Source organism: Paenibacillus macquariensis (genome assembly GCF_900156375.1).
GTDB lineage: Bacteria > Bacillota > Bacilli > Paenibacillales > Paenibacillaceae > Paenibacillus_AQ > Paenibacillus_AQ macquariensis.
Genome location: NZ_FTNK01000004.1, coordinates 283,009 through 302,618 on the forward strand (window position 1 = coordinate 283,009; position 19,610 = coordinate 302,618).

Annotated in this window: 22 protein-coding genes, 1 pseudogene and 1 riboswitch; of the genes and pseudogenes, 18 read left to right on the forward strand and 5 right to left on the reverse strand. The window is 39.5% G+C overall.

Annotation, left to right across the window (positions count from 1 at the left end; all coding sequences use genetic code 11):
* Positions 1-19 precede the first annotated feature (19 nt).
* Positions 20-1,447: a glycogen synthase GlgA gene (glgA, locus tag BW961_RS09900; protein ID WP_068585277.1), complete on the forward strand. Its 1,428-nt coding sequence runs from the start codon at positions 20-22 to the stop codon at positions 1,445-1,447.
* Positions 1,448-1,603: 156 nt separating this feature from the next.
* Here glgA and BW961_RS09905 read toward each other — a convergent pair whose 3' ends face one another.
* Positions 1,604-2,773 (reverse strand): M20 family metallopeptidase, encoded by a 1,170-nt coding sequence (locus tag BW961_RS09905; RefSeq protein ID WP_068585273.1) that lies wholly within the window; start codon positions 2,771-2,773, stop codon positions 1,604-1,606.
* 218 nt (positions 2,774-2,991) lie between these two features.
* Here BW961_RS09905 and BW961_RS09910 point away from each other — a divergent pair, with 218 nt between their 5' ends.
* The 4 genes from BW961_RS09910 (at position 2,992) to BW961_RS09925 (ending at position 6,868) form a co-directional block, all read left to right on the forward strand.
* Positions 2,992-4,446 (forward strand): ABC transporter substrate-binding protein/permease, encoded by a 1,455-nt coding sequence (locus BW961_RS09910; RefSeq protein WP_068585271.1) that lies wholly within the window; start codon positions 2,992-2,994, stop codon positions 4,444-4,446.
* The gene (locus tag BW961_RS09915; protein WP_068585267.1) at positions 4,433-5,155 is read left to right on the forward strand and encodes an amino acid ABC transporter ATP-binding protein; all 723 of its coding nucleotides are present in this window, start codon (positions 4,433-4,435) and stop codon (positions 5,153-5,155) included. The genes BW961_RS09910 and BW961_RS09915 overlap by 14 nt, the downstream gene beginning before the upstream one ends.
* A gap of 144 nt (positions 5,156-5,299) precedes the next feature.
* A riboswitch (cyclic di-AMP (ydaO/yuaA leader) is annotated at positions 5,300-5,476 on the forward strand.
* 9 nt (positions 5,477-5,485) lie between these two features.
* On the forward strand, positions 5,486-6,136 hold the full coding sequence (locus BW961_RS09920; protein ID WP_068585264.1) for a 3D domain-containing protein: 651 nt from the start codon (positions 5,486-5,488) through the stop codon (positions 6,134-6,136).
* A gap of 162 nt (positions 6,137-6,298) precedes the next feature.
* A complete protein-coding gene (locus BW961_RS09925) occupies positions 6,299-6,868 on the forward strand; it encodes a GNAT family N-acetyltransferase (RefSeq protein ID WP_068585261.1) in 570 nt (189 codons plus the stop codon).
* 91 nt (positions 6,869-6,959) lie between these two features.
* Here BW961_RS09925 and BW961_RS09930 read toward each other — a convergent pair whose 3' ends face one another.
* Both BW961_RS09930 and BW961_RS09935 read right to left on the reverse strand, forming a co-directional pair.
* On the reverse strand, positions 6,960-7,262 hold the full coding sequence (locus BW961_RS09930; RefSeq protein WP_068585260.1) for a hypothetical protein: 303 nt from the start codon (positions 7,260-7,262) through the stop codon (positions 6,960-6,962).
* Positions 7,263-7,354: 92 nt separating this feature from the next.
* On the reverse strand, positions 7,355-7,864 hold the full coding sequence (locus tag BW961_RS09935; RefSeq protein WP_068585256.1) for an RrF2 family transcriptional regulator: 510 nt from the start codon (positions 7,862-7,864) through the stop codon (positions 7,355-7,357).
* Positions 7,865-8,080: 216 nt separating this feature from the next.
* Here BW961_RS09935 and BW961_RS09940 point away from each other — a divergent pair, with 216 nt between their 5' ends.
* Entirely contained in the window at positions 8,081-8,722 is a 642-nt protein-coding gene (locus BW961_RS09940) for an FMN-dependent NADH-azoreductase (RefSeq protein WP_068585254.1), read from the forward strand.
* 255 nt (positions 8,723-8,977) lie between these two features.
* Positions 8,978-9,508 carry a GNAT family N-acetyltransferase gene (locus tag BW961_RS09945; RefSeq protein ID WP_068585252.1) on the forward strand — a complete coding sequence of 177 codons (531 nt, stop codon included), beginning with the start codon at positions 8,978-8,980 and terminating at the stop codon, positions 9,506-9,508.
* A gap of 314 nt (positions 9,509-9,822) precedes the next feature.
* On the opposite strand, the gene BW961_RS09950 is transcribed toward BW961_RS09945, so the two are convergent.
* Positions 9,823-10,449, reverse strand: a complete 627-nt coding sequence (locus BW961_RS09950; RefSeq protein ID WP_068585248.1) for a GNAT family N-acetyltransferase — start codon at positions 10,447-10,449, stop codon at positions 9,823-9,825.
* Positions 10,424-10,831 carry a hypothetical protein gene (locus BW961_RS09955; RefSeq protein WP_211269763.1) on the reverse strand — a complete coding sequence of 136 codons (408 nt, stop codon included), beginning with the start codon at positions 10,829-10,831 and terminating at the stop codon, positions 10,424-10,426. Before BW961_RS09955 ends, BW961_RS09950 begins: the two co-directional genes overlap by 26 nt.
* A 144-nt stretch (positions 10,832-10,975) precedes the next feature.
* Between BW961_RS09955 and BW961_RS31895 the strand changes: the two genes are divergently transcribed.
* The 11 genes and pseudogenes from BW961_RS31895 to BW961_RS31900 all read left to right on the forward strand — a co-directional run.
* Positions 10,976-11,110 (forward strand): ATP-dependent Clp protease proteolytic subunit, encoded by a 135-nt coding sequence (locus BW961_RS31895; protein WP_425298677.1) that lies wholly within the window; start codon positions 10,976-10,978, stop codon positions 11,108-11,110.
* A 50-nt stretch (positions 11,111-11,160) separates the two neighbouring features.
* On the forward strand, positions 11,161-11,559 hold the full coding sequence (locus tag BW961_RS09965; protein ID WP_068585246.1) for an Rrf2 family transcriptional regulator: 399 nt from the start codon (positions 11,161-11,163) through the stop codon (positions 11,557-11,559).
* Positions 11,560-11,672: 113 nt separating this feature from the next.
* Positions 11,673-12,599, forward strand: coding sequence for an NAD(P)/FAD-dependent oxidoreductase (locus BW961_RS09970; RefSeq protein WP_068585244.1), 927 nt, complete (start codon positions 11,673-11,675; stop codon positions 12,597-12,599).
* Between the two features lie 218 nt (positions 12,600-12,817).
* Entirely contained in the window at positions 12,818-13,141 is a 324-nt protein-coding gene (gene trxA, locus BW961_RS09975) for a thioredoxin (RefSeq protein ID WP_068585241.1), read from the forward strand.
* A gap of 76 nt (positions 13,142-13,217) precedes the next feature.
* On the forward strand, positions 13,218-13,532 hold the full coding sequence (locus BW961_RS09980) for an MFS transporter (RefSeq protein WP_068585238.1): 315 nt from the start codon (positions 13,218-13,220) through the stop codon (positions 13,530-13,532).
* The gene (locus BW961_RS09985; protein ID WP_068585234.1) at positions 13,504-14,232 is read left to right on the forward strand and encodes a GNAT family N-acetyltransferase; all 729 of its coding nucleotides are present in this window, start codon (positions 13,504-13,506) and stop codon (positions 14,230-14,232) included. The genes BW961_RS09980 and BW961_RS09985 overlap by 29 nt, the downstream gene beginning before the upstream one ends.
* A 949-nt stretch (positions 14,233-15,181) precedes the next feature.
* Positions 15,182-15,319 carry a hypothetical protein gene (locus BW961_RS30425; RefSeq protein WP_156510126.1) on the forward strand — a complete coding sequence of 46 codons (138 nt, stop codon included), beginning with the start codon at positions 15,182-15,184 and terminating at the stop codon, positions 15,317-15,319.
* Between the two features lie 186 nt (positions 15,320-15,505).
* Positions 15,506-15,964 (forward strand): type 2 periplasmic-binding domain-containing protein, encoded by a 459-nt coding sequence (locus tag BW961_RS31150; protein WP_244555918.1) that lies wholly within the window; start codon positions 15,506-15,508, stop codon positions 15,962-15,964.
* A 36-nt stretch (positions 15,965-16,000) separates the two neighbouring features.
* Positions 16,001-16,939: an ABC transporter substrate-binding protein gene (locus tag BW961_RS31155; RefSeq protein ID WP_280175195.1), complete on the forward strand. Its 939-nt coding sequence runs from the start codon at positions 16,001-16,003 to the stop codon at positions 16,937-16,939.
* Positions 16,940-17,058: 119 nt separating this feature from the next.
* A complete protein-coding gene (locus BW961_RS10000) occupies positions 17,059-18,486 on the forward strand; it encodes an ABC transporter substrate-binding protein (protein ID WP_068585228.1) in 1,428 nt (475 codons plus the stop codon).
* A gap of 201 nt (positions 18,487-18,687) precedes the next feature.
* Positions 18,688-18,891: pseudogene (locus BW961_RS31900) on the forward strand (sugar ABC transporter permease); the annotation flags it as partial.
* Positions 18,892-19,610 lie beyond the last annotated feature (719 nt).

Consider the following 19,610-nt stretch of genomic DNA (forward strand, 5'->3'; position numbering starts at 1 on the left):
TGTGAAGGAGAATAACTAAATGAAAGTATTATTTGCAGCTGCAGAATCCACACCTTTTATTAAAACAGGTGGACTGGCTGACGTGATAGGCGCACTTCCAAAAGAACTTCTCAATAGCGGCGTGGACGTGCGCGTGATTCTTCCTAAGTATCGTGGCATAGCTCAACAATATTGTGATGCGATGGAACATGTTGGCGAAGTGTATATACAATTAGGATGGCGACGCCAATATTGCGGCATTGAAAGAATCATTCATGAAGGAATTCCTATTTACTTTATCGATAATGAATATTACTTTGGACGTGACAACGTTTATGGATATATGGATGATGGAGAGCGGTTTTCTTTTTTCAATAAGGCAATATTACAAGTTGTTCGCGAATTGGATTTCCAACCCGACATATTGCATTGCCATGACTGGCATACAGCAATGATCCCCTTATTGTTAGAAGCAGATTATCGAAATGATCCTTTTTATGCTGAAATGCATACGGTATTTACAATTCATAATTTGTTATACCAAGGCATATTTCCGTATGACATGTTGAATGATCTTATGGGGCTAGGGAATCGTTATTACTTAGGGGTAGAATACTACGGCAATGCTAGCTTTATGAAAGCAGGAATTAGTTACTCCAATCATGTTACGACGGTAAGTCCTACGTATGCTAGAGAAATTCAAACATCGCATTATGGTTACGGATTAGAGGGCCTGTTAACATCCTTAGGGGACAAATTGAGCGGGATCATCAATGGCATTGATGCTGAAAGTTATAATCCTGCGAATGACCCGTACATACATTCTAATTATCAGACTAACTTAGACGAGAAGCGAGAGAATAAAATAGCGTTGCAAAAAGAACTTCATCTTCCCATCGCACCCAAAATTCCACTGATTGCTATGGTTACTCGGTTGGTGGACTCTAAGGGTCTGGATCTGCTCATTAGAACCTTAGATGAATTGCTACATTATGATGAAGTTCAAGTGGTTATCCTCGGTACAGGGGACGCGTACTACGAACAGTGGTTCAGAGAAGCGGCAAAGCGTTATCCCAACAAGCTATCATCACAAATTACCTTTAATGAAGGATTGTCGCGCAAATGTTATGCGGCAAGTGACATCTTCCTAATGCCATCGAAATTTGAACCATGTGGGATCAGTCAGTTGTTGGCTCTGCGTTACGGGAGCATTCCGGTGGTTCGTGAGACAGGTGGTTTGAATGATACGGTACATGCTTACAACGAGTTCACGGGTGAAGGAAATGGATTCACTTTCAGTGACTTTAATGCACATGATATGATGCATACGATTCGTCGTGCGGTATCTTTCTATCATCAGCCGGAACATTGGCGTAAAGTCACGAACAATGCCTTTAGTGGTGACTATAGCTGGGGTGTATCCGCGCTTGAGTATATCGATATTTATGAACAAGTGACAGGGCAATAGGGAAGCTTCTTGTTGGTACATGCAGTAGCAGATTCACCATCTGTTTACGTCCTTCAAAAAAAGGGTGTCTCAAAAGTCATTTCATCAATGACTTTTGAGACACCTTCATTTTTCTATGCACAAGCTATTATGCAGTTGAACAATCTGCTTAACTTATTACTTGTGTTGTTCGAACTCTGCTTGAATACTCGCAAGAAGCTCAGGCTTGGTTATCACGTCATAAGCCGTGTTCGCCAAAGCTTTGGCTGCTAGAATCATGCCATCTAAGGCTAGGTCTTCCATAGCAAGATCACGGAATTGTGGCGTGTGTAGCATATGTCTTTCGTCAATGACCTTAATATAAGGGTGGATAGCTGGACAGCATAAGGATACATTACCTAGATCCATGGAACCATGATCATTGCCTGTGTTAATTTCTTCTGGGCTGATTCCTAATTCAACAAGGTTTGCAGTAAACGTATCTGACAAATGCTCGTTCGTTATCATTTCATCATAGGATGTTTCATAATTTGAAATGTCTAATGTACAACCTGTTTGTAGCGCAGCACCTTGTGCGATTTGTTTCACACGTTCGGTTAGAATGTTCAATTCCTTACGTGTTGCAGCGCGAACATAGAATTGAGCGGAAGCATAATCAGGAATAATGTTTGCAGCTTCACCACCGTGGTTAATAACACCATGGATGCGTACGGAGCTCTTCACTTGCTGACGGAAAGCATTTATACCATTAAAGGTTTGAATGACGGCATCAAGCGCATTGATTCCTTCATGAGGACTTGCAGCAGCGTGTGATGATTTACCATGGAATTCGAACTGGATCGCATCAATAGCAAGAGATCGTCCTGATTTCTCGTATGCATAAAAGGGATGCGTCATGAGTGCGATATCACAATCATCAAAAAGACCGGCAGCAGCCATAGGAACCTTTGCACCGCGTGTTTCTTCAGCTGGAGTACCGAATACACGGATGGTACCTCCAATCTCATCAATCACGGATTTCAGACCGACAGCTGCTCCTAGACTCATCATACAAATGAGATGATGACCACAGGCATGTCCAAGACCTTGAAGTGCGTCGTATTCACATAACAGCGCTATCGTAGGTCCAGACTTCTTGGAAGTATAGGTGCCGATAAAAGCCGTTTCAATGCCCAGTACAGGAGCTTCTACGCTGAAACCGTGATATGTAAGTTCTTCTTTCAAGCGAGCGGAGGCAAGGAATTCTTCATTACCAAGTTCCGGATTAGCTCCGATATATAGTGATATTTCTTTAAATCGTGATGCGTTATGATCGATTGTGTTGGAAATTGTACTTTTGCTACTCATATAGGCAACTCCTCTGTTTGAATGATTAACAATGCTTAATAGTATACCATGAATGAATTTTAGTAGTCTATGCAATCGTTTTGTATAATTTTGTATGTGTATGTGGCTCTATTTATGAATTCCTAGTGAATACCATTGCATAATCATACATTTTGACTTATGATTGTTCTTGTTCTAAAAATACAATTATCAGTCACAAAGTAAGGGAGAAGAGAAAGTTGAAGAAAATATCTCGTATTATCGCGTTTCTACTTAGTGCCGTCATCTTACTAACTACGGGTGTATTAACCGCTAGTGCTGAAGATGCTACAACGGCTGTGAATAAAAAACTGATTCTTGGCACAAGTGCTGAGTTCGCGCCGTATGAATTTCACAAAAGAATCGATGGGAAAGATCAAATTGTTGGGTTCGATATATCTATAGCGAGGGAAATTGCGAAAGATATGGGAGCCGAATTAGTCATTGAGGATATGGGATTCGATAGCCTTCTGTCTGCTTTACAAAGCGGTAGGGTGGACATGGTTATCTCAGGCATGACACCGACAGAAGAACGTCGTCAAAGCATTGATTTCTCTGATAACTATTATATGGCTCGTCAGGCTATGATCGTTAGGGCAGAAGATAAAGACAAGTTCACAACCATGAAAGATTTCAAGAACGAGAAGATTGGTGTTCAAAAAGGATCTATCCAAGAAGAAATTGGGATGACGATTTCAGGTGCACAATTAACTTCGATAGATAAAATTCCTGACATTATTTTGCAACTAAAAACAAAACGTGTTAATGCCATTATTGTAGAAGACACTGTAGGTACAGGATACATAGACTCAGAAATCGTGTTTGCAGATGCTATGCCAACGAATTCTGAATCCTATGCTGCTATTGGTGTTCAAAAGGGTAATACAGAGATTGTGAATGCTATAAACGGTACGCTTGCTCGTCTAAAGAGTGAAGGTGCTATTGAACAAATGGTTAAAGAAGCCAGTATTCTTGCAGCAAAAGAGGAGTCTGGAAACATCTTTAATACGGCATGGGAATTTCGCGATTATTATATCAAAGGGATTGGATATACTCTTCTTTTGTCTGCATTAGGTGTATTATTTGGTTTCATTATTGGTCTATTTATAGCTTTGTCACGCATGACGAACATTCGTATCGTGAGGTGGTTAGGAACAGCGTATGTCGAGGTGTTACGCGGTACGCCAATGCTCGTACAGCTTATGATTATTCACTACGGTCTTGCCTTAACGTTCGGAGTTAATTTCTCACCACTACAGTCGGGTATTATTACCTTATCTATTAATAGTTCAGCTTATTTAGCTGAAATTTTTAGAGCGGGGATTCAAGGTGTGGATCGAGGGCAAATGGAGGCGGCTCGTTCGCTTGGTATGACACGCATAACAGCGATGCGTCATATTGTCCTACCTCAAGCTTTCAAAGCTGTTCTTCCAGCGATCGGGAACGAATTTATTACGATTATTAAAGAATCATCGATAATCTCGGTTATTGGGATGGTAGATATTATGTATCAAGCAGGCGTTGTTAAGAACATTACGTACCAAGGTCTTAACCCATTTATTATTGCTGCGGTAATCTATTTTGTATTAACGTTTACGTTGTCTAAGTTATTGAATGCTTTGGAAAGGAAGTTGAGTGCCAGTGATAACCGTTAAAGATCTTCATAAATCATATGGGAATATAGAAATCCTTAAAGGAATTGATTTGGACATTTCCAAAGGAGAAGTTGTCGTAGTTATAGGTCCATCGGGATCAGGTAAAAGTACATTTCTTCGTTGTCTAAATTTGCTTGAGCAACCGACTTCTGGAGAAATATTATTCGAAGGGGAGTCGATTACGGCCCCTAAGCATGACATCAACTCAACTCGTGAGAAAATGGGTATGGTGTTTCAGAACTTCAATCTATTTCCGCATAAGACCGTTGGACAGAATATTATGATCGCACCACGTACGGTGAAGAAGCAGTCTGCATCAGAAGTGGAAGTCATTGCAAATAAGTTGCTTCAAACCGTTGGATTGTCTGATAAAAAAGATGTCTTCCCGAATCAACTGTCAGGGGGACAGAAACAACGTATTGCGATTGCACGTGCTCTAGCTATGCAGCCACATGTGATGTTGTTTGATGAACCAACTTCAGCACTTGACCCTGAAATGGTAGGAGAGGTTCTTGAAGTCATGAAGAAACTAGCTCATGAAGGTATGACGATGGTAATCGTTACCCATGAGATGGGATTTGCTCGTGAAGTTGGAGATCGGATTCTATTCATGGACGAAGGCCGTATTATGGAGCAAGGTTCTCCGGAAGAAGTATTCAATAATCCGAAGAATATTCGTACAAAAGAGTTCTTAAGTAAAGTATTGTAGTATCGTATCAACATACAAAAACAGACGTAAAAATGACGAATATGTCATCAATACGTCTGTTTTTTTGTGCGGAAAAAATGCGAATCTGCGCTGTTAAAGGCTTGTTGTCAATCTTTACATGTTTACTGGTTACAAAATTGTGATATATTTGTTGAGCCAAAACTTTCAGAGAGAAAGTGCGGGGGATGTAATTAGCGTGTAGAAGAACAGTATTTACCGGTTCTACTCACCTTGGGGTGAATCGCATGGAATGATAGTGCGTAGGGTTGACTCCCAATCCGAATCCGACAGCTAACTTCGCAGGCGTTAATACGAGGAGGAACACTAACAATGAATACGAAATTTAAAAAAATTAAAATGATGGTAGCTGCAATGGGCGTTGCTTTGGTCGTCCAAAATACACCGATTCACGCAGATACAGTTCATGTAGCCAAAGACGGAGATACCTTCTACAAATTATCTCAGCAATATGGTGTAAGTCTTGATAAGTTGATGAATGCGAATCCGAATACAACGGTGAATAACATCTATGCAGGTATTAACTTAAACATTCCAACCGTGAAGAACACGGTATCTGCTAGTGCTGTGAAATCAACAGCATCTACGGTGAGTGTTATACCAGATCAAAAAGTAGTGGAAGCTTGGGGTAAAACATTTAACTATAGTTCAACAGTACAAGTTAAAGCAACAGCATACTCTGCTGCAGCAAGTGAGAATGGTAAATGGGGTGCCGTTGATTATTTCGGTAATCCACTTAAATTGGGTACGATCGCAGTAGATCCTAATGTCATTCCTATGGGTACGAAAGTATTAGTTACTGGCCATAGTCATAATGGTCTTCCTAACGATGCCTTTGTTGCAACAGCAACAGACGCAGGTTCTGCTATAAAGGGTAATCGAATTGATATATTTATCCCAGGAAGCCAACAAAGTGTTAGTTCATTCGGATTTCAACAAGTTAAATTGTTTATTATAAAATAGATTGAATATGAAAAGACCGAGTGCCAGTAAAATCTGGTTCTCGGTTTTTTTGTATTTCTATGATTAGTTTTCAGTAATGCTATGAATCTATCCATTGTTTCAATCTACGTTGTATAATTTGGTTATAATATACAATTGGTAAGAAGAAAGGGAGCAGATGGAATGAACATAGAAGTCGTATTTGAGCAGTTTCCTATCCTAAAATCAGATGATTTCGTATTGAAGAAGATAGAAGATCATCATCTTGATGATGTGTATGAGATTTATAGTAATGACAACGTTTTTGAATACTGTGGCATAATACCGAAACACAATAGAGATACTGTAAAGAATATGATAGGGCATTTTGAGAGAGACTTTACTAAAAGGTCTAGAGTTAAGTGGGGAGTATTCGCCAGTACTGATTCTGATAGATTACTAGGTATTATTGAACTACTCGATTTCAATCTCAAGATAAATATGGTGTCGATCGGCTATTTTTTGGCGGAAGCGCAGTGGGGAAGAGGGATTGCTACTGAGGCGGTTAGAATGCTAGTAGAATTTTTGTTTACGGATGTTAACGTTAATAGGATTCAAGCTGAAGTCATGCCAGCAAATGAGAATTCTAAGAAAGTCCTATTGAAGAATGGCTTCATCAAAGAGGGTATGCTAAGACAAGCAACATTATGGTCAGGCAAGGGCGTCGTCGATTTAGAAATATACAGTATTTTAAAAGAAGATTATGTACAATGATTGATTATACTGGCTCGGGTTTATCATATTGGTGAATACCCATTTAAGGTCGAAAAAGCTGACCAGTAGTCAGCTTTTCAGTAGATAGGTATTAATCCTTATTGTCCAGAGCCTTTGTACGATTTGTTATGGCTCGGACCATAAACGCAGCGACGAAAAGGATGATTGTCGCAGTTGCAAGGACAACAACAAAGGATTTATCAAAAGCGGTTTGTGCCATTTCAATGAGAATGGCTCCAGCTGTGGCTGGGAGGTTTTCTACTACAATAAGTGCTTCGTCAAGGCTGTCTCGAACGATCGGCGAGACGCCTAGTCCTTCAGGAAGTGTATGGCTAACGGGTAACGATAGCTCAATAAAACAGCAGAAGGATCCGCGTCGGCGGATCCTTCTCACGTCCCCCTCGTCAATTGGGCTAAGGGGTAGGTTAGTGTAATAAATAGAGTAGTACTTTGCAAATACATTTTATTATAAATTTTTGTATTGCTTTAGTTTGAATTTGTATTCTTAAAATAGTTTTCGCTATCTATTCGCACTTTCTCAGGTAAAACACGATCCAGTTCCTTATTTAACCAAGCAAGAGTTTTATTACGTAGAACCTTGCGCATATGCTCTTCTGCTTCAAGCATTGTCAAGTTAATCGTACATAAAGGATTGCTTTGAGTACATGAAGTACATTCTTCATTATCTCTATACATTAAATTCGTTTTTAATATGTTTTTACATTGAAAAATAGTTTTTTTTCCTTCAACCGCTTCAATTACATCCCAAAACGAAATTTCCTCAGGGGTCTTAGCTAATTTATATCCTCCCTTTACACCAGGTGTAGAACTCACAATACCAGCCTTAGACAATTTACCGAAAACTTTCGAGAGATACGTTTCTGAAAGCCCTTGAAATTCTGAAAGATCCTTTATTCCTATGCACTCCTCTTCTGGTATGTCTATTAAATAGACAAGGCTATGCAAAGCATATTCAACCATAACACTATACTGCATATATTAAATCACCTACCTTCATGTTAATAGGCTTACCAAAAACATAGTATAGCATCAATTTCATTTTGTAAATTCACATAATCACATCGCTGTATAAATTGACATACAATTAGGAAAGTATTATTATAGACTACATTAATCGTCGATCATATTAATCGATGATTAATATGATCGACGATTAATGTAAATGAACTTTCATTTTAGGAGGGGATTTCCATGAGTAAACTACTTATTATCAATGCACATCCAGAATTTGATTCTAAAACCTCAGCAAGTCTAGATGTATTTAATTGCTTTTTGAAAGTATACAAAGAGAAGCATCCAAATGACGAAGTTATTGAACAAATTAATCTATACGACGATGAAGTACCCATGTTAGATAAAACTGTTTTACTAGCATGGGCGAAACAAGGAAAAGGTGAAGAATTAACAAGTCAAGAAAAAGACGTTACAGACCGCATGAATGAGATTTTAAAACAATTCAAAAGTGCTAATAAGTATGTAATTGTTTATCCATTGCATAACTTTAATATCCCATCAAAACTAAAGGATTACATGGATAATATTATGATTGCAAGGGAAACGTTTAAATATACCGACACTGGATCGGTCGGTCTTCTAAAAGATGGAAGAAGTATGGTTGTTATTCAAGCTAGTGGATCAATCTATACCAATGATGACTGGTATACCGAAGTGGAATACTCACATAAATATTTGAAGTCCATATTTAATTACTTTGGTATCGAAGATTTTGAAACAATTCGAGTTCAAGGAACAGTTGTTCTGGACAGAGAAGAAGTATTAAAAAAAGGATATAAAGAAGCTGAAGAGCAAGCTTTAAAATTAGCAGCGATATAGGAAATAACAAATATTTTGTCATAGTTCAAACAACCAGAGATAGTTTAAGATCATACGCGGTGAACCGTATCACACATAGTGGTAAAGCAGAAAATGATGAAGCGGCATTGATAATTATGCTTTTGGGGGATTAAGCGTAGATAAAGCTTATAACCTCTCGTATAATGAAACTATCTTCAAAAATGAAGGGACTGAACTATGCGCAGATGTCAATATTTTCAACCTAACTATTAAAATATAATGGAGGTAAAGGTATTGATTACAGAGTTACACACAGAACGTTTACATTTGAGAAAAATGAAGGTATCGGATTCGTCTAGCTTGTTTAAAATTTGGTCTGATCCAGATGTTACTAAATTTATGAATGTTAGTTGTTTCACTAATGAAAATCAAGCAAAAGAAATGATTACTCTCCTTGATGATCTTTCTCAAGACAGCAAAGCTATTCGTTTCTCCATAATTAAAATAGAATCCAATGAAATCATAGGTTCTTGTGGTTTTAATTCCTTGGATTTTGAAAATGCAAAAGCAGAAATCGGATATGACATTGCTAAGTCATTTTGGGGAAGAGGATATGCTTCAGAAGCTATCTATTCTTTGTTAGATTACGCATTCTCATCTTTAAAGATGAATCGAATCGAAGCAAAAGTTGAACCCGAAAACGTGAATTCAATAAAACTTTTACAAAAGCTAAACTTTACGTTTGAAGGAACACTAAGACAATATGAAAGAGTAGACGGAAAGTTTAATGATCTCAATATCTATTCAAAATTAATATCGGATTGATTTGATTATTCCTGCCTATTTTGAATTGTAAGTAGCATACATGGAAACTTACCGTTACAGAGCTTGGAATGAAGGGCATAGTTTACACTGGGTTAGTTCAATATTTTTTTTCATATTCATTATGCGTACAAAAGACCGTCAATAAATGCACGGTCTTTTGTAGTTAAACTTGTTCATATTCATTATTGTGTGGAACCATTGTAATTGCTCTTATTTTGACAACAGGGAACCTGTTCGCTCCATTTGCTAATAAAAAGGCACCCATTGAAGCCGCCATGCTAACATATAGGGTTGTTACAATAACCCCTTACATATCATTTTAAATTTAAAACCATATAATCCCATTTTGATTCTTTGAAAAATAGATGCCGCACTAAGCTATTCTTTTGTAAATGAGTCTGGAATGACAGGAGTTCGTATAGATGCTTGGCACGTGGGTTACTACCTACGACGTGCAAGCTCAGCACATCTAGGTGTGGCTCAGTTTGCACAAAATGCTGCGCCCACTGAAATAATAACTTTCCAATCCCCTTACTTCGATGGTCCGGATGTACAACAATGTCTGCAATATAACATTCTCCAGCCTGTGGTTTATGATCTAATAAAGATAACCCGATCAGCATTTTTAACAGGTTCCATTTTCCCAACCTATTGAAGCTCTTCCACGAAGGAAACTCTTGCTTTTGCTTTTTGTCAGATTCGGGCTTCCATTTGATAGATATCGTTCCGATCACTTCTCCATCTTGCAGGGCGACCATTCTTTGACTTGCCGGTTCGGTAGGGAAATGTTCAAACAGATTTTCGAAAAAAACAGCGAGATCGTCATCATTCATGTTCGTCAAGTGTTGAAACTTTCCGCGAAACCCGTGAACAAGTAGGTGGCCGACCTGTAGATTATATTTGGTCTGCATAGGTTCAAGTGTTATCGGTACTGTAGTCATGATTGTTCCTCCTTTCGGATTTTGTAGCCGATTCGATCAACAATTGCAACTCGTAATGCAACTCGTTCTTGCTGCTAAATAACGATAAATAGGATCTTTCAATAAGGATAAGGGGCCCCGTTATAGTATATGATTGTGCAGTAGCATAGTCGTACAGCTGGTCAATCATTTGTTCGAGCTCATCATCTTCAAGAATTAGGCTTTGCATAGAAAGGTAATTGCCTCCAGGTAAAGAAAAATCGCCAGGCCCTTGAGTTTCTAGACATAAGGTAATTGTGCTCGAACCATCGTATATATAATGAATGTCCGATTCGAACAAATTCGGAACACGCTTCGCTTGTTCAGCCAACAGTTTAGCATTAAGCTTAGTGTGTGAACCCATTTCGATCCAACTCGCAAAGTAGGTGGTGTCTCGCCGCTTTATTTGATACTGGTTGGACTGCGAATTAAAGTTTTGCTGTTCATGCAATAGCCCATTAATCCAAAAACACTTCCAGAATACGAATAGAAAATATTACAATAAATGATGACAATATATCGCGATAATTTTATGGATGCGCATGAAGCAAAGAATTATGGGCTCATCGATGAAATCAGTCCTTTAATTACAAATCTAAATGGTCTCGTGGATTTCATGAAAATGTATAACTTGACACATTAACCATTTGGAGGATATTATAGACACAATAAGTCTTTGAATGAGGTGTTACATTGAGATTTACAAAAGCAACAAATTATGCTTTGCACACCATGCTCACGCTCCTTGACGCTTCTCCGGTTAAGCCGATAGGTGTTCAACAGTTAGCAGAATTACAAGGTGTTTCACCAACCTATTTATCCAAAATTTTAACAAGGCTCGTGAAAGCAGGTATGATCGAGTCTGTTTCCGGAGTCAACGGAGGATATCGCTTATCTCGCAAAAAAGACGATATTACATTTTTGGATATTATCCACGCTATTGAGGGCACCGCATCCTTATTTGAATGTGATTTTGTTCACGGCGACGAATGCTCGATTCAAGCTGTAATGAAGGAAGCGGAAGAAAAAATGGAAAGCCATCTTAAAAACACGAAGTTGACGGATCTGGTCCAAAAGCAAACGCGGGTTTAAGGTTGAGCCATTTTATATTGAAAGGAGGTGTGCAGTTGCTACACCGTGAAAGATTTTTTGTCCAATCATAGATATAATAAGTCTTTAAAATCTATATAAAGGAGTTGAACGTCATGATTTACGAATGCGCCATTATTGGTGGAGGACCGGCCGGGTTGAATGCAGCCCTCATCCTTGGAAGGGCAAGGAGAAGCGTAGCTATCATTGACAACAATCGACCCAGAAATGCCGTTACACATGCGTCTCACGGCTTTATTACGAGAGACGGTGTAACGCCGACCGAGTTCCGCAAAATTGCTCTTGAGGAGGTTAAAAGTTATCCGTTAGTCGATCATCTTCAAAACGAAGTTGTTTCCGTTGACACTACCCAATTCGGATTTGAATTAGTTGATTCTGCTGGCCTTCACCTTCAAGCGCGAAAACTGATCTTGGCAACAGGCGTAAAGGAGATATATCCAGATATTGAAGGCTTTGATCCGCTTTACGGGAAAAGCTTGTTCAATTGTCCCTATTGCGACGGCTGGGAGCTCAAAGATCAACCGCTTGTTGTTGTTTCCGAATATCCAAACTTATTTCATACGGCTAAACTGCTTTTCAATTGGAGCAAGGATTTGGTTGTCTGTACGAACGGCAAGACGTCTCTGTCAGATGAGCACAAAAAGCAGCTTCAATCAATGGATATTGTGGTGATGGAACAACCTATTTCAGCTTTCATTGGCCCAAATGGGCAGCTTGAACATGTTCGCTTTGCAGACGGAACTCAAATTCCGAGGACTGGCGGCTTCGTGACTCCTAAATTTGTGCAAAGTGTTCCGTTCGCAGAACGATTAGGCTGTGAAATGACGACCTCTGGCGGGATTAAAACGGACGGAAAGGGGAGGTCCGCAATACCTGGTTTATATATCGCCGGAGATGCTTCGTACGTGGCTCCTTCCCAAGTGGTTTTTGCTGCAGGGGATGGCAGCCAAACTGCTATGAGCGTAAATATGGATTTGACGGAGGAATATTTTACAATTCGGGGGAGTTCTCCTACGGGATAATTATAGACATGATATATCTTCGATATCTTTGAAAAAATTAAATTGGGATGTACGTTCCAAATACATTCGGTTTCAGACGTGTTGTTTAAGTTTAAAGGAGGTGATGATATCCAGTCGATTCATCATTTTTGAAAATAATACGGCTCTCCGAATTCGGATTCAGAACAGTAAGCTGTTGTTTAAATGTGTGAAAAATTATGAAATGGAGGAAGATACACATGACTATTTGTCACTCTACGGATTCAACCTTTAAAAGTGATTTGAAAAATGAAGGGTTTACATTAGTTAATTTTTGGGCGACTTGGTGCGGACCTTGCCGCTCTTTTGCACCTATACTCGAGAGGCTCGATCAGGAGAAGTATAGCACAGAAGTGAGGGTGCTAAAAATCAATGTAGACGAACAACCAAATACTGCCGCTCATTATGGAATTATGAGTCTTCCAACTACGATTCTTTTTAAAAACGGTGAGCCGATCGATAAAATTGTTGGAGCTGTTCATATTGATAAATTAAAACAGTTCATATCAGATAAAAATAATTAAACAACGTAAAGCTCCCAACGAAAGCTGCCGGCCTTCGTTAAGTTGAGTAGTTAAATTTTAAGAGGAGATAAAATGAATGAAGAAGTTAGATAAAACAGCACAACCTAATTCTTTCATTATATTGATATTGTTTTTTGCGGGATTGGTAATTATGTCAAACTTATATGTTACAATGCCTTTAATCCCCGTACTATCAAAGGATTTTTTGGTTTCAGAAAGTGAAACTGTATGGATAAGCAGCATGTTTACGTTTTGTTTTGCTTTTGGAAGCTTACTGTTTGGACTATTATCAGATCGTTTTGGCCGAAAAAAAATCATGCTTTGGGGATTAGCTGCGTTAAATTATAGGGGGAGTAAGAAATATGCCTTTATTTTCACAAACGATAAGTGACTTTTGGGGTGCGCAATTTTTTAACGGATACGTCCTCTATAGCGATGAAGTCTTTACTGTCGCCATCAACCCTGACCTGAGCGAAGAAAGTCGGGTCATGATTCTGGAAACCTCCGACGGCTGGGTTAGGGCAGTCCTGACGCCTGCGCTGGCTGATAAGATAGGCCTCTATCAAGGACAAGACTTGTCTGAGCCGACCTTCCGCCGGAAATTGAATGACGCGGGAGTCACTCTGCATGGCGCAGATTATCTTTTTTATTTTTCAGAAGTCGATAAGAACGAATTGCTGCAAGAAAACCTGGAAGGTGACTTGCGCCGATTAACAGAGCAAGATGATGCGGTTTTCTCTGAGTTCCAATCCTCCGCCTCGGAACAAGATTTGGATGACGCATATGTGGAATTGGATCACTGGGGAGTGTTCGGCTCTTTTGAGCAAAACCGCCTGATCTGCGCCGCCAGTATGTATCCCTGGGAGGATGCGCAAATTGCGGATCTCGGCGTACTGACTCTGATGCCCTTCAGAGGGGTAGGTCACGCCCGCAAAGTGGTGCGTTCAATCAGCAAGTACGCCTGTGATCAGGGGTACGAACCCCAGTACCGATGCCAGCTCGATAACCTGGCGTCTGTGTCGCTGGCAAAAGCGGCGGGTCTAACGCTGTTTGGAAAATGGGATGTGATTTCTCCCGACTCCACTGACTGAGAGTCCGACTCAAAATTAAATTATCATACTTTGCTGGCCGAACCGGCGCCGCTGCAGCCAGGGTGAAATGTATACATATTTGCGCCTCGTCAGCTCGCCGCGATCGGTAATATGTATACAAGGGGGAGAACATGTCTCGAACACCTATACAAGTTCCAATTGAGTTAAAAGCGGAACTAGAGTAATTAAAACGAGAGTTGTACAGTAGCAGGTAATAGCTTACCGGAGGTTATAAGTCAACTCATTGAAGAAAGAAATCGAAATGCTGCATGTCGGAAGGAAGAACAAAAAAATAAAGATGCAGAGAAACAAAGGCTACGGAAAAAAGATGTTCATTTAAGAAAAAACTCTTGTTCGTATATCGGGCGTATTTCGGTGACTATGCCGATAGGCCCGGTAAAACAACTAAAATACGGACAAAGATCCTGTCGGGCAGCATAACTGACATCCACATCATGGTAAGGTTGGACGAAGGAATTTTAGAGCGAAGACTTTGTGAGATTTGGGAGGATAGTTTAAGATCGAGCGTGGTGAACCTTATCATAAGTAGGGCGAAATTTTTTGCTGACGCCACGTGGCCTGATTGTTCGTGGCAACGGCGAACAATTGGGATCTCAAGCAGCGACTACAGTGCCGCTGAAGAGTTCATGAAGCGGATCGAAAACGAGATGTAGTAGAGAGTGTAGAGACATCCAATTACCTAGGATCACTAGGATCATTCATAAAAGAGATCATTGAATTTAGGCGGGTCATTACACGTTTCTCGTAGAAAGACCATCACTCATTTGAAGTGCACCCCATATAGTTGATATTGGACAACCCTGATGCTTAGGACGATGAAGATGATAAGGGGTGCTTTTTGCAATGATAATTGAAGTTGCTAATCAATTTATTGAGGCAAAGGGGAGCTACCCACTATCTGAGCTCAAATTGAATAAAGAGTTACCAAATGGAACAACGTTTCGGAATTGTATTAATGAGTGAGGATGGAAATGACTTGAAATATAGTGTTATGGTTGATGTGAGATCAGAAAAGGTTGTCAAGTTCAGCAAGGATGTAATGGCGCTGCTTAGTTACTATACGTAGTAATAAGCAGGACGATAAATAGAGAACTATAGCAAGGTAGCCAATCGTTTATGCGATTGGCTATTTGTTATTTTGGGACAATTAATTTTACAACTTCAATACAACTTATCATATATATCCTCCCTATACTGATGAAGTACAGCTGTATTTTGAAAAGTCTGCTAATTACAGGAAGGGAGAACAACAATGAAAAAAAAGATGCTGATATTCAATGCGATTATAATGGTCGTCGTTTCTGCTTGCAGCAGCCCGAGTGGCAGCAATGGAGGTAATGGAGCAAATGGACAAGCAAACACTTCGACAGGAACTGACGAGAAAGCAACAAATTTTCCTAAGAATGGGACAGATGGTAAGAAGAATAATACGGACAAAAAAACGATTGTACTCTCTACCTTTTATCAGTCTAGCTTTTTTGTAGAAGCAAAGAAGCTATATGAAGCCAAAAATCCTCATATTACAATCGAAATAGAGAATATCGAATCCAATGACTCCGACTTTATGGAAAAGAAAGAGAAGTTCGTAAAGACGACAGGAACAGCTATGTTAGCCGGTAAGGGGCCTGACATACTAGATATGGATCAATTGCCAATCGATCATTATGTGAACAAGAAGCTGATAGCGAACCTAGGTGAGATGATCGATTAGGATACGACCTTTAAGAAGGAGCAATATTTCAGTAACATTTTGGACGGAATAAAAATAAACGGAGGGCTATATGGTATGCCGGTTGGCTTCTCCCTCTATGGACTTATTGGAAATGAAGCAATGATCGAGAAGAGCGGTGTAAAGATCGACGCCAGCAATTGGGATTGGAGTGAGTTGGCGAGTATTGCGAAGGAAATATCCAAGAAATCAAAAGATAATCCAGCGGGATTAAGCTTAACAACCTTATTAATTACTGGCACTGATGAACTCATGCTTGGCAATTTAGTCAAAGACCAGTATGCAAAGTTTGTTGATGTCGAGAGCGGAAAGGCTAACTTCGATTCTACCCCCTTTATCGATCTGCTCAAGGAAGTAAAACATCTGGTGGACGAAAAAGTGATAGACCCAGATGCGAATGGGGTCATTTTTCAACAAACTGTTATCAACTCGCCATCGACCTATGTCCAACTATTGAAACCGAATCTGTCAAGCACGAGCGGCTCAGAATACAAGTCAAAATTATACTTGAAACCTAATGCAAAAGACCAGGAATCGGGAGGTTTTTTTAGAACGTTTGTAACAATGGGTATTAACGAAAAGTCGGACGTAAAGGAGGAAGCATGGGATTTTGTGAAATTTGTCATATCGGATGAAATGAGGGAGCACTCAAGCGGCTTTCCTATAAATAAAGCGTCATATAAGTGGGGTGTGGAGAAGGTATTAAAGAAGGGAAAGGTCGGTTCTGGTCAGCCATCATGGGGGCCGTTGAAGGACGCTATCTATGAAATTACACAACAGGATATTGATGAATTGGAGAAGTTTCTGACAACCGCAAAATATTCAGTACCGATTGAGGAATCTAAAGTGATTGAGATATTGATGGAAGAGTCTAGAGCCTACTTCTCGGGACAAAAGACACCAGAAGCAGTAGCAAAGCTCATTCAAAATAGGGTGACCACTGTAATTAACGAGTAGGCATTCTTTTTACAACTTCAATACAACTCCTTCTAACTTACCATATATGTCCCCTCTATACTGATGAAGTAAAGCTGTAGTTTTAAAAAAATGAACAAGCCCAGGAGGGAAGAGCAACAATGAAAAAAAAGATGCTGATATTCATTGCGATTATAATGGTCGTCGTTTCTGCTTGCAGTAGACCAAGTGGCAGCAATAGAGCGAATGGACAAGCAAACACTTCGACAGGAACTGACGAGAAAGCAACAAATTCTCCTAAGAATGGGACGGATGGTAAGAAGAATAATACGGAGAAAAAAACGATTGTGCTCTCAACCTTTTATAATTATGACTTTTTTTTGGAAGCAAAGAAGCTATACGAAGCTAAAAATCCTCATATTACAATCGAAATGGAGAAAATCGAATCTAATGACTCCGATGGGAAAGTAAAGCTAGAGCAGTTTGTAAAGAAGACAGGAACAGCTATGTTAGCCGGTAAAGGGCCCGACATACTAATAATGGATCAACTGCCAACCGATCACTATGTAAACAAGAAGCTTCTAGCGAACCTAGGCGAGATGATCGATAAGGATACGACCTTTAAGAAGGAACAATATTTCAGTAGCATTTTGGACGGAGTAAAAATAAACGGAGGATTATATAGTATGCCGTCTAGCTTCTTCCTCTATGGACTTATTGGAAATGAAGCAATGATCGAGAAGAGCGGAGTGAAAATCGATGACAGCAGTTGGGATTGGAGTGAGTTTGCGAGTATTGCGAAGGAAATATCCAACAAATCGGAAAACAATCCAGCCGGATTAAACTTAGCAAACGGAATTATTATGGCTAATCCTGAACTCTTGATTAGCAATTTAGTAAAAGACCAGTATGCAAAGTTTGTTTATGACGAGAGCGGAAAGGCTAACTTCGATTCTACGGCCTTTATCGATCTTCTCAAGCAAGTAAAACATCTGATGGACGAAAAAGTGATAAACCCAGCTGCGAGAGATATTATTTTTCAACAAGTTCAAATTAACTCGCCATCAGACTATGTCCGAGAGACGAAACCGGATCTGTCTAATACGAGTGGCTCTGATTACAAGCGAAAACTTTACTTAAAGCCTAATGCCAAAGGCCAAGAAGCGGGAGGTTTTTTTAGAACGTACCAAACAATGGGTATCAACGAGAGTTCGAACGTAAAGGAGGAAGCATGGGAGTTTGTGAAGTTTGTCATATCGGATGAAATGAAGGAAAACTCAAGCGCATATGGCTTTCCTATAAATAAAGCGTTATACGAATGGGATGTGGAGAAGGTACTAAAGAAGGGGAAGGTAGATTCTGGTCAGCCATTCGGACCGTTGAAGGATGCTATGTATGAAATTACACAAAAGGATATTGATGAATTAGAGAAGTTTCTGACAACCGCTAAATATCCAGTACAGTATAAGGACTCTAAAGTGATTGAGATATTAATGGAAGAGTCTAAAGCCTATTTCTCAGGACAAAAGACACCAGAAGCAGTGGCAAAACTCATTCAAAACAGAGTAACCACTGTAATTAACGAATAGAAAGACAAATCGAAATGGGCCCTAAAAGGTACTTATAGGGTCCGTTCGCTTTTTAAAAATGGCAAAGGAGGGTTTGAAAATGATCAGACTGCTGCGTAAAGAATGGGCCGTTGCAGTTCTGTTTCTTGCACCTAGCCTAATAGGCTTCTCTATTTTTTATCTCATTTCGTTTGGTATGGGATTTCTATATTCGTTCCAGGATGGATGGAATCAGAGTTGTCAATTGGTGTGCTGGAAATCGTATATACGTGGAAAAATATCGGGTACAACGTTATTTTATTTTTGGCGGGATCACAAAGTATTCCTAAGGATTACTACGAGACGGCCGATATCGAAGGGGCGGGCCGTCACAAATGGTTTCATATTACGCTCGTTTATTTGACTCCGATACATATGTACAAAATACAATGTAATACTGGCATGTGATACGAAATTTAGGTGAATTTAATTTTATTTAATTTATAAGGATTTTCCATATACAGGGTATAATATTGATAGTTTATACAAGTGGTAATTGGGGAGTTTGACTTAATGAATAATGACTATAAGGAACGAAAAGATCACGCAATTCAATACATAGTGGACCATAATAATCAAAGAATTACTCTCGATATGTGGGTTTTATCTGAATCCTAAATGTTAAATAACGCGCTGGTAGAGAAGATAACTAATCTCTCGCCGACGCGTTATTTGTATTCCTTGAAGAGTGGGAAGGAAAGGGGTGATGAATAATCTCAATCCTATTATGTGAATAAATGAAAGTGACAAGATAGGTGATCACACTCACACGAGTAATCGTATTTAAGTTGCTTTGTACTTATGGACAATAACTTATTGATGCGATAAGAATATCGAAAAGAAGTACTGACTTCCACAATAGAATAAAATATATTATTTATCTAAAGAAGGAGTTAGTGCTGAACCTTACTGGAAGAAGCATATTGTTAAGAGAAACTCTTATCCCGATAAGGACGGAGATTTAGGAGGTACGGTACGAAGAAAACAATGGCACATTTGCACGTGAAGAAGAGAAGCGGGCAGAAGATCATAATGTTGAATGGCTACGATTATCGGACGGCAGTTCTGCAGGTGAACATTCTACTGAGCTGATTATACGAGCGCTG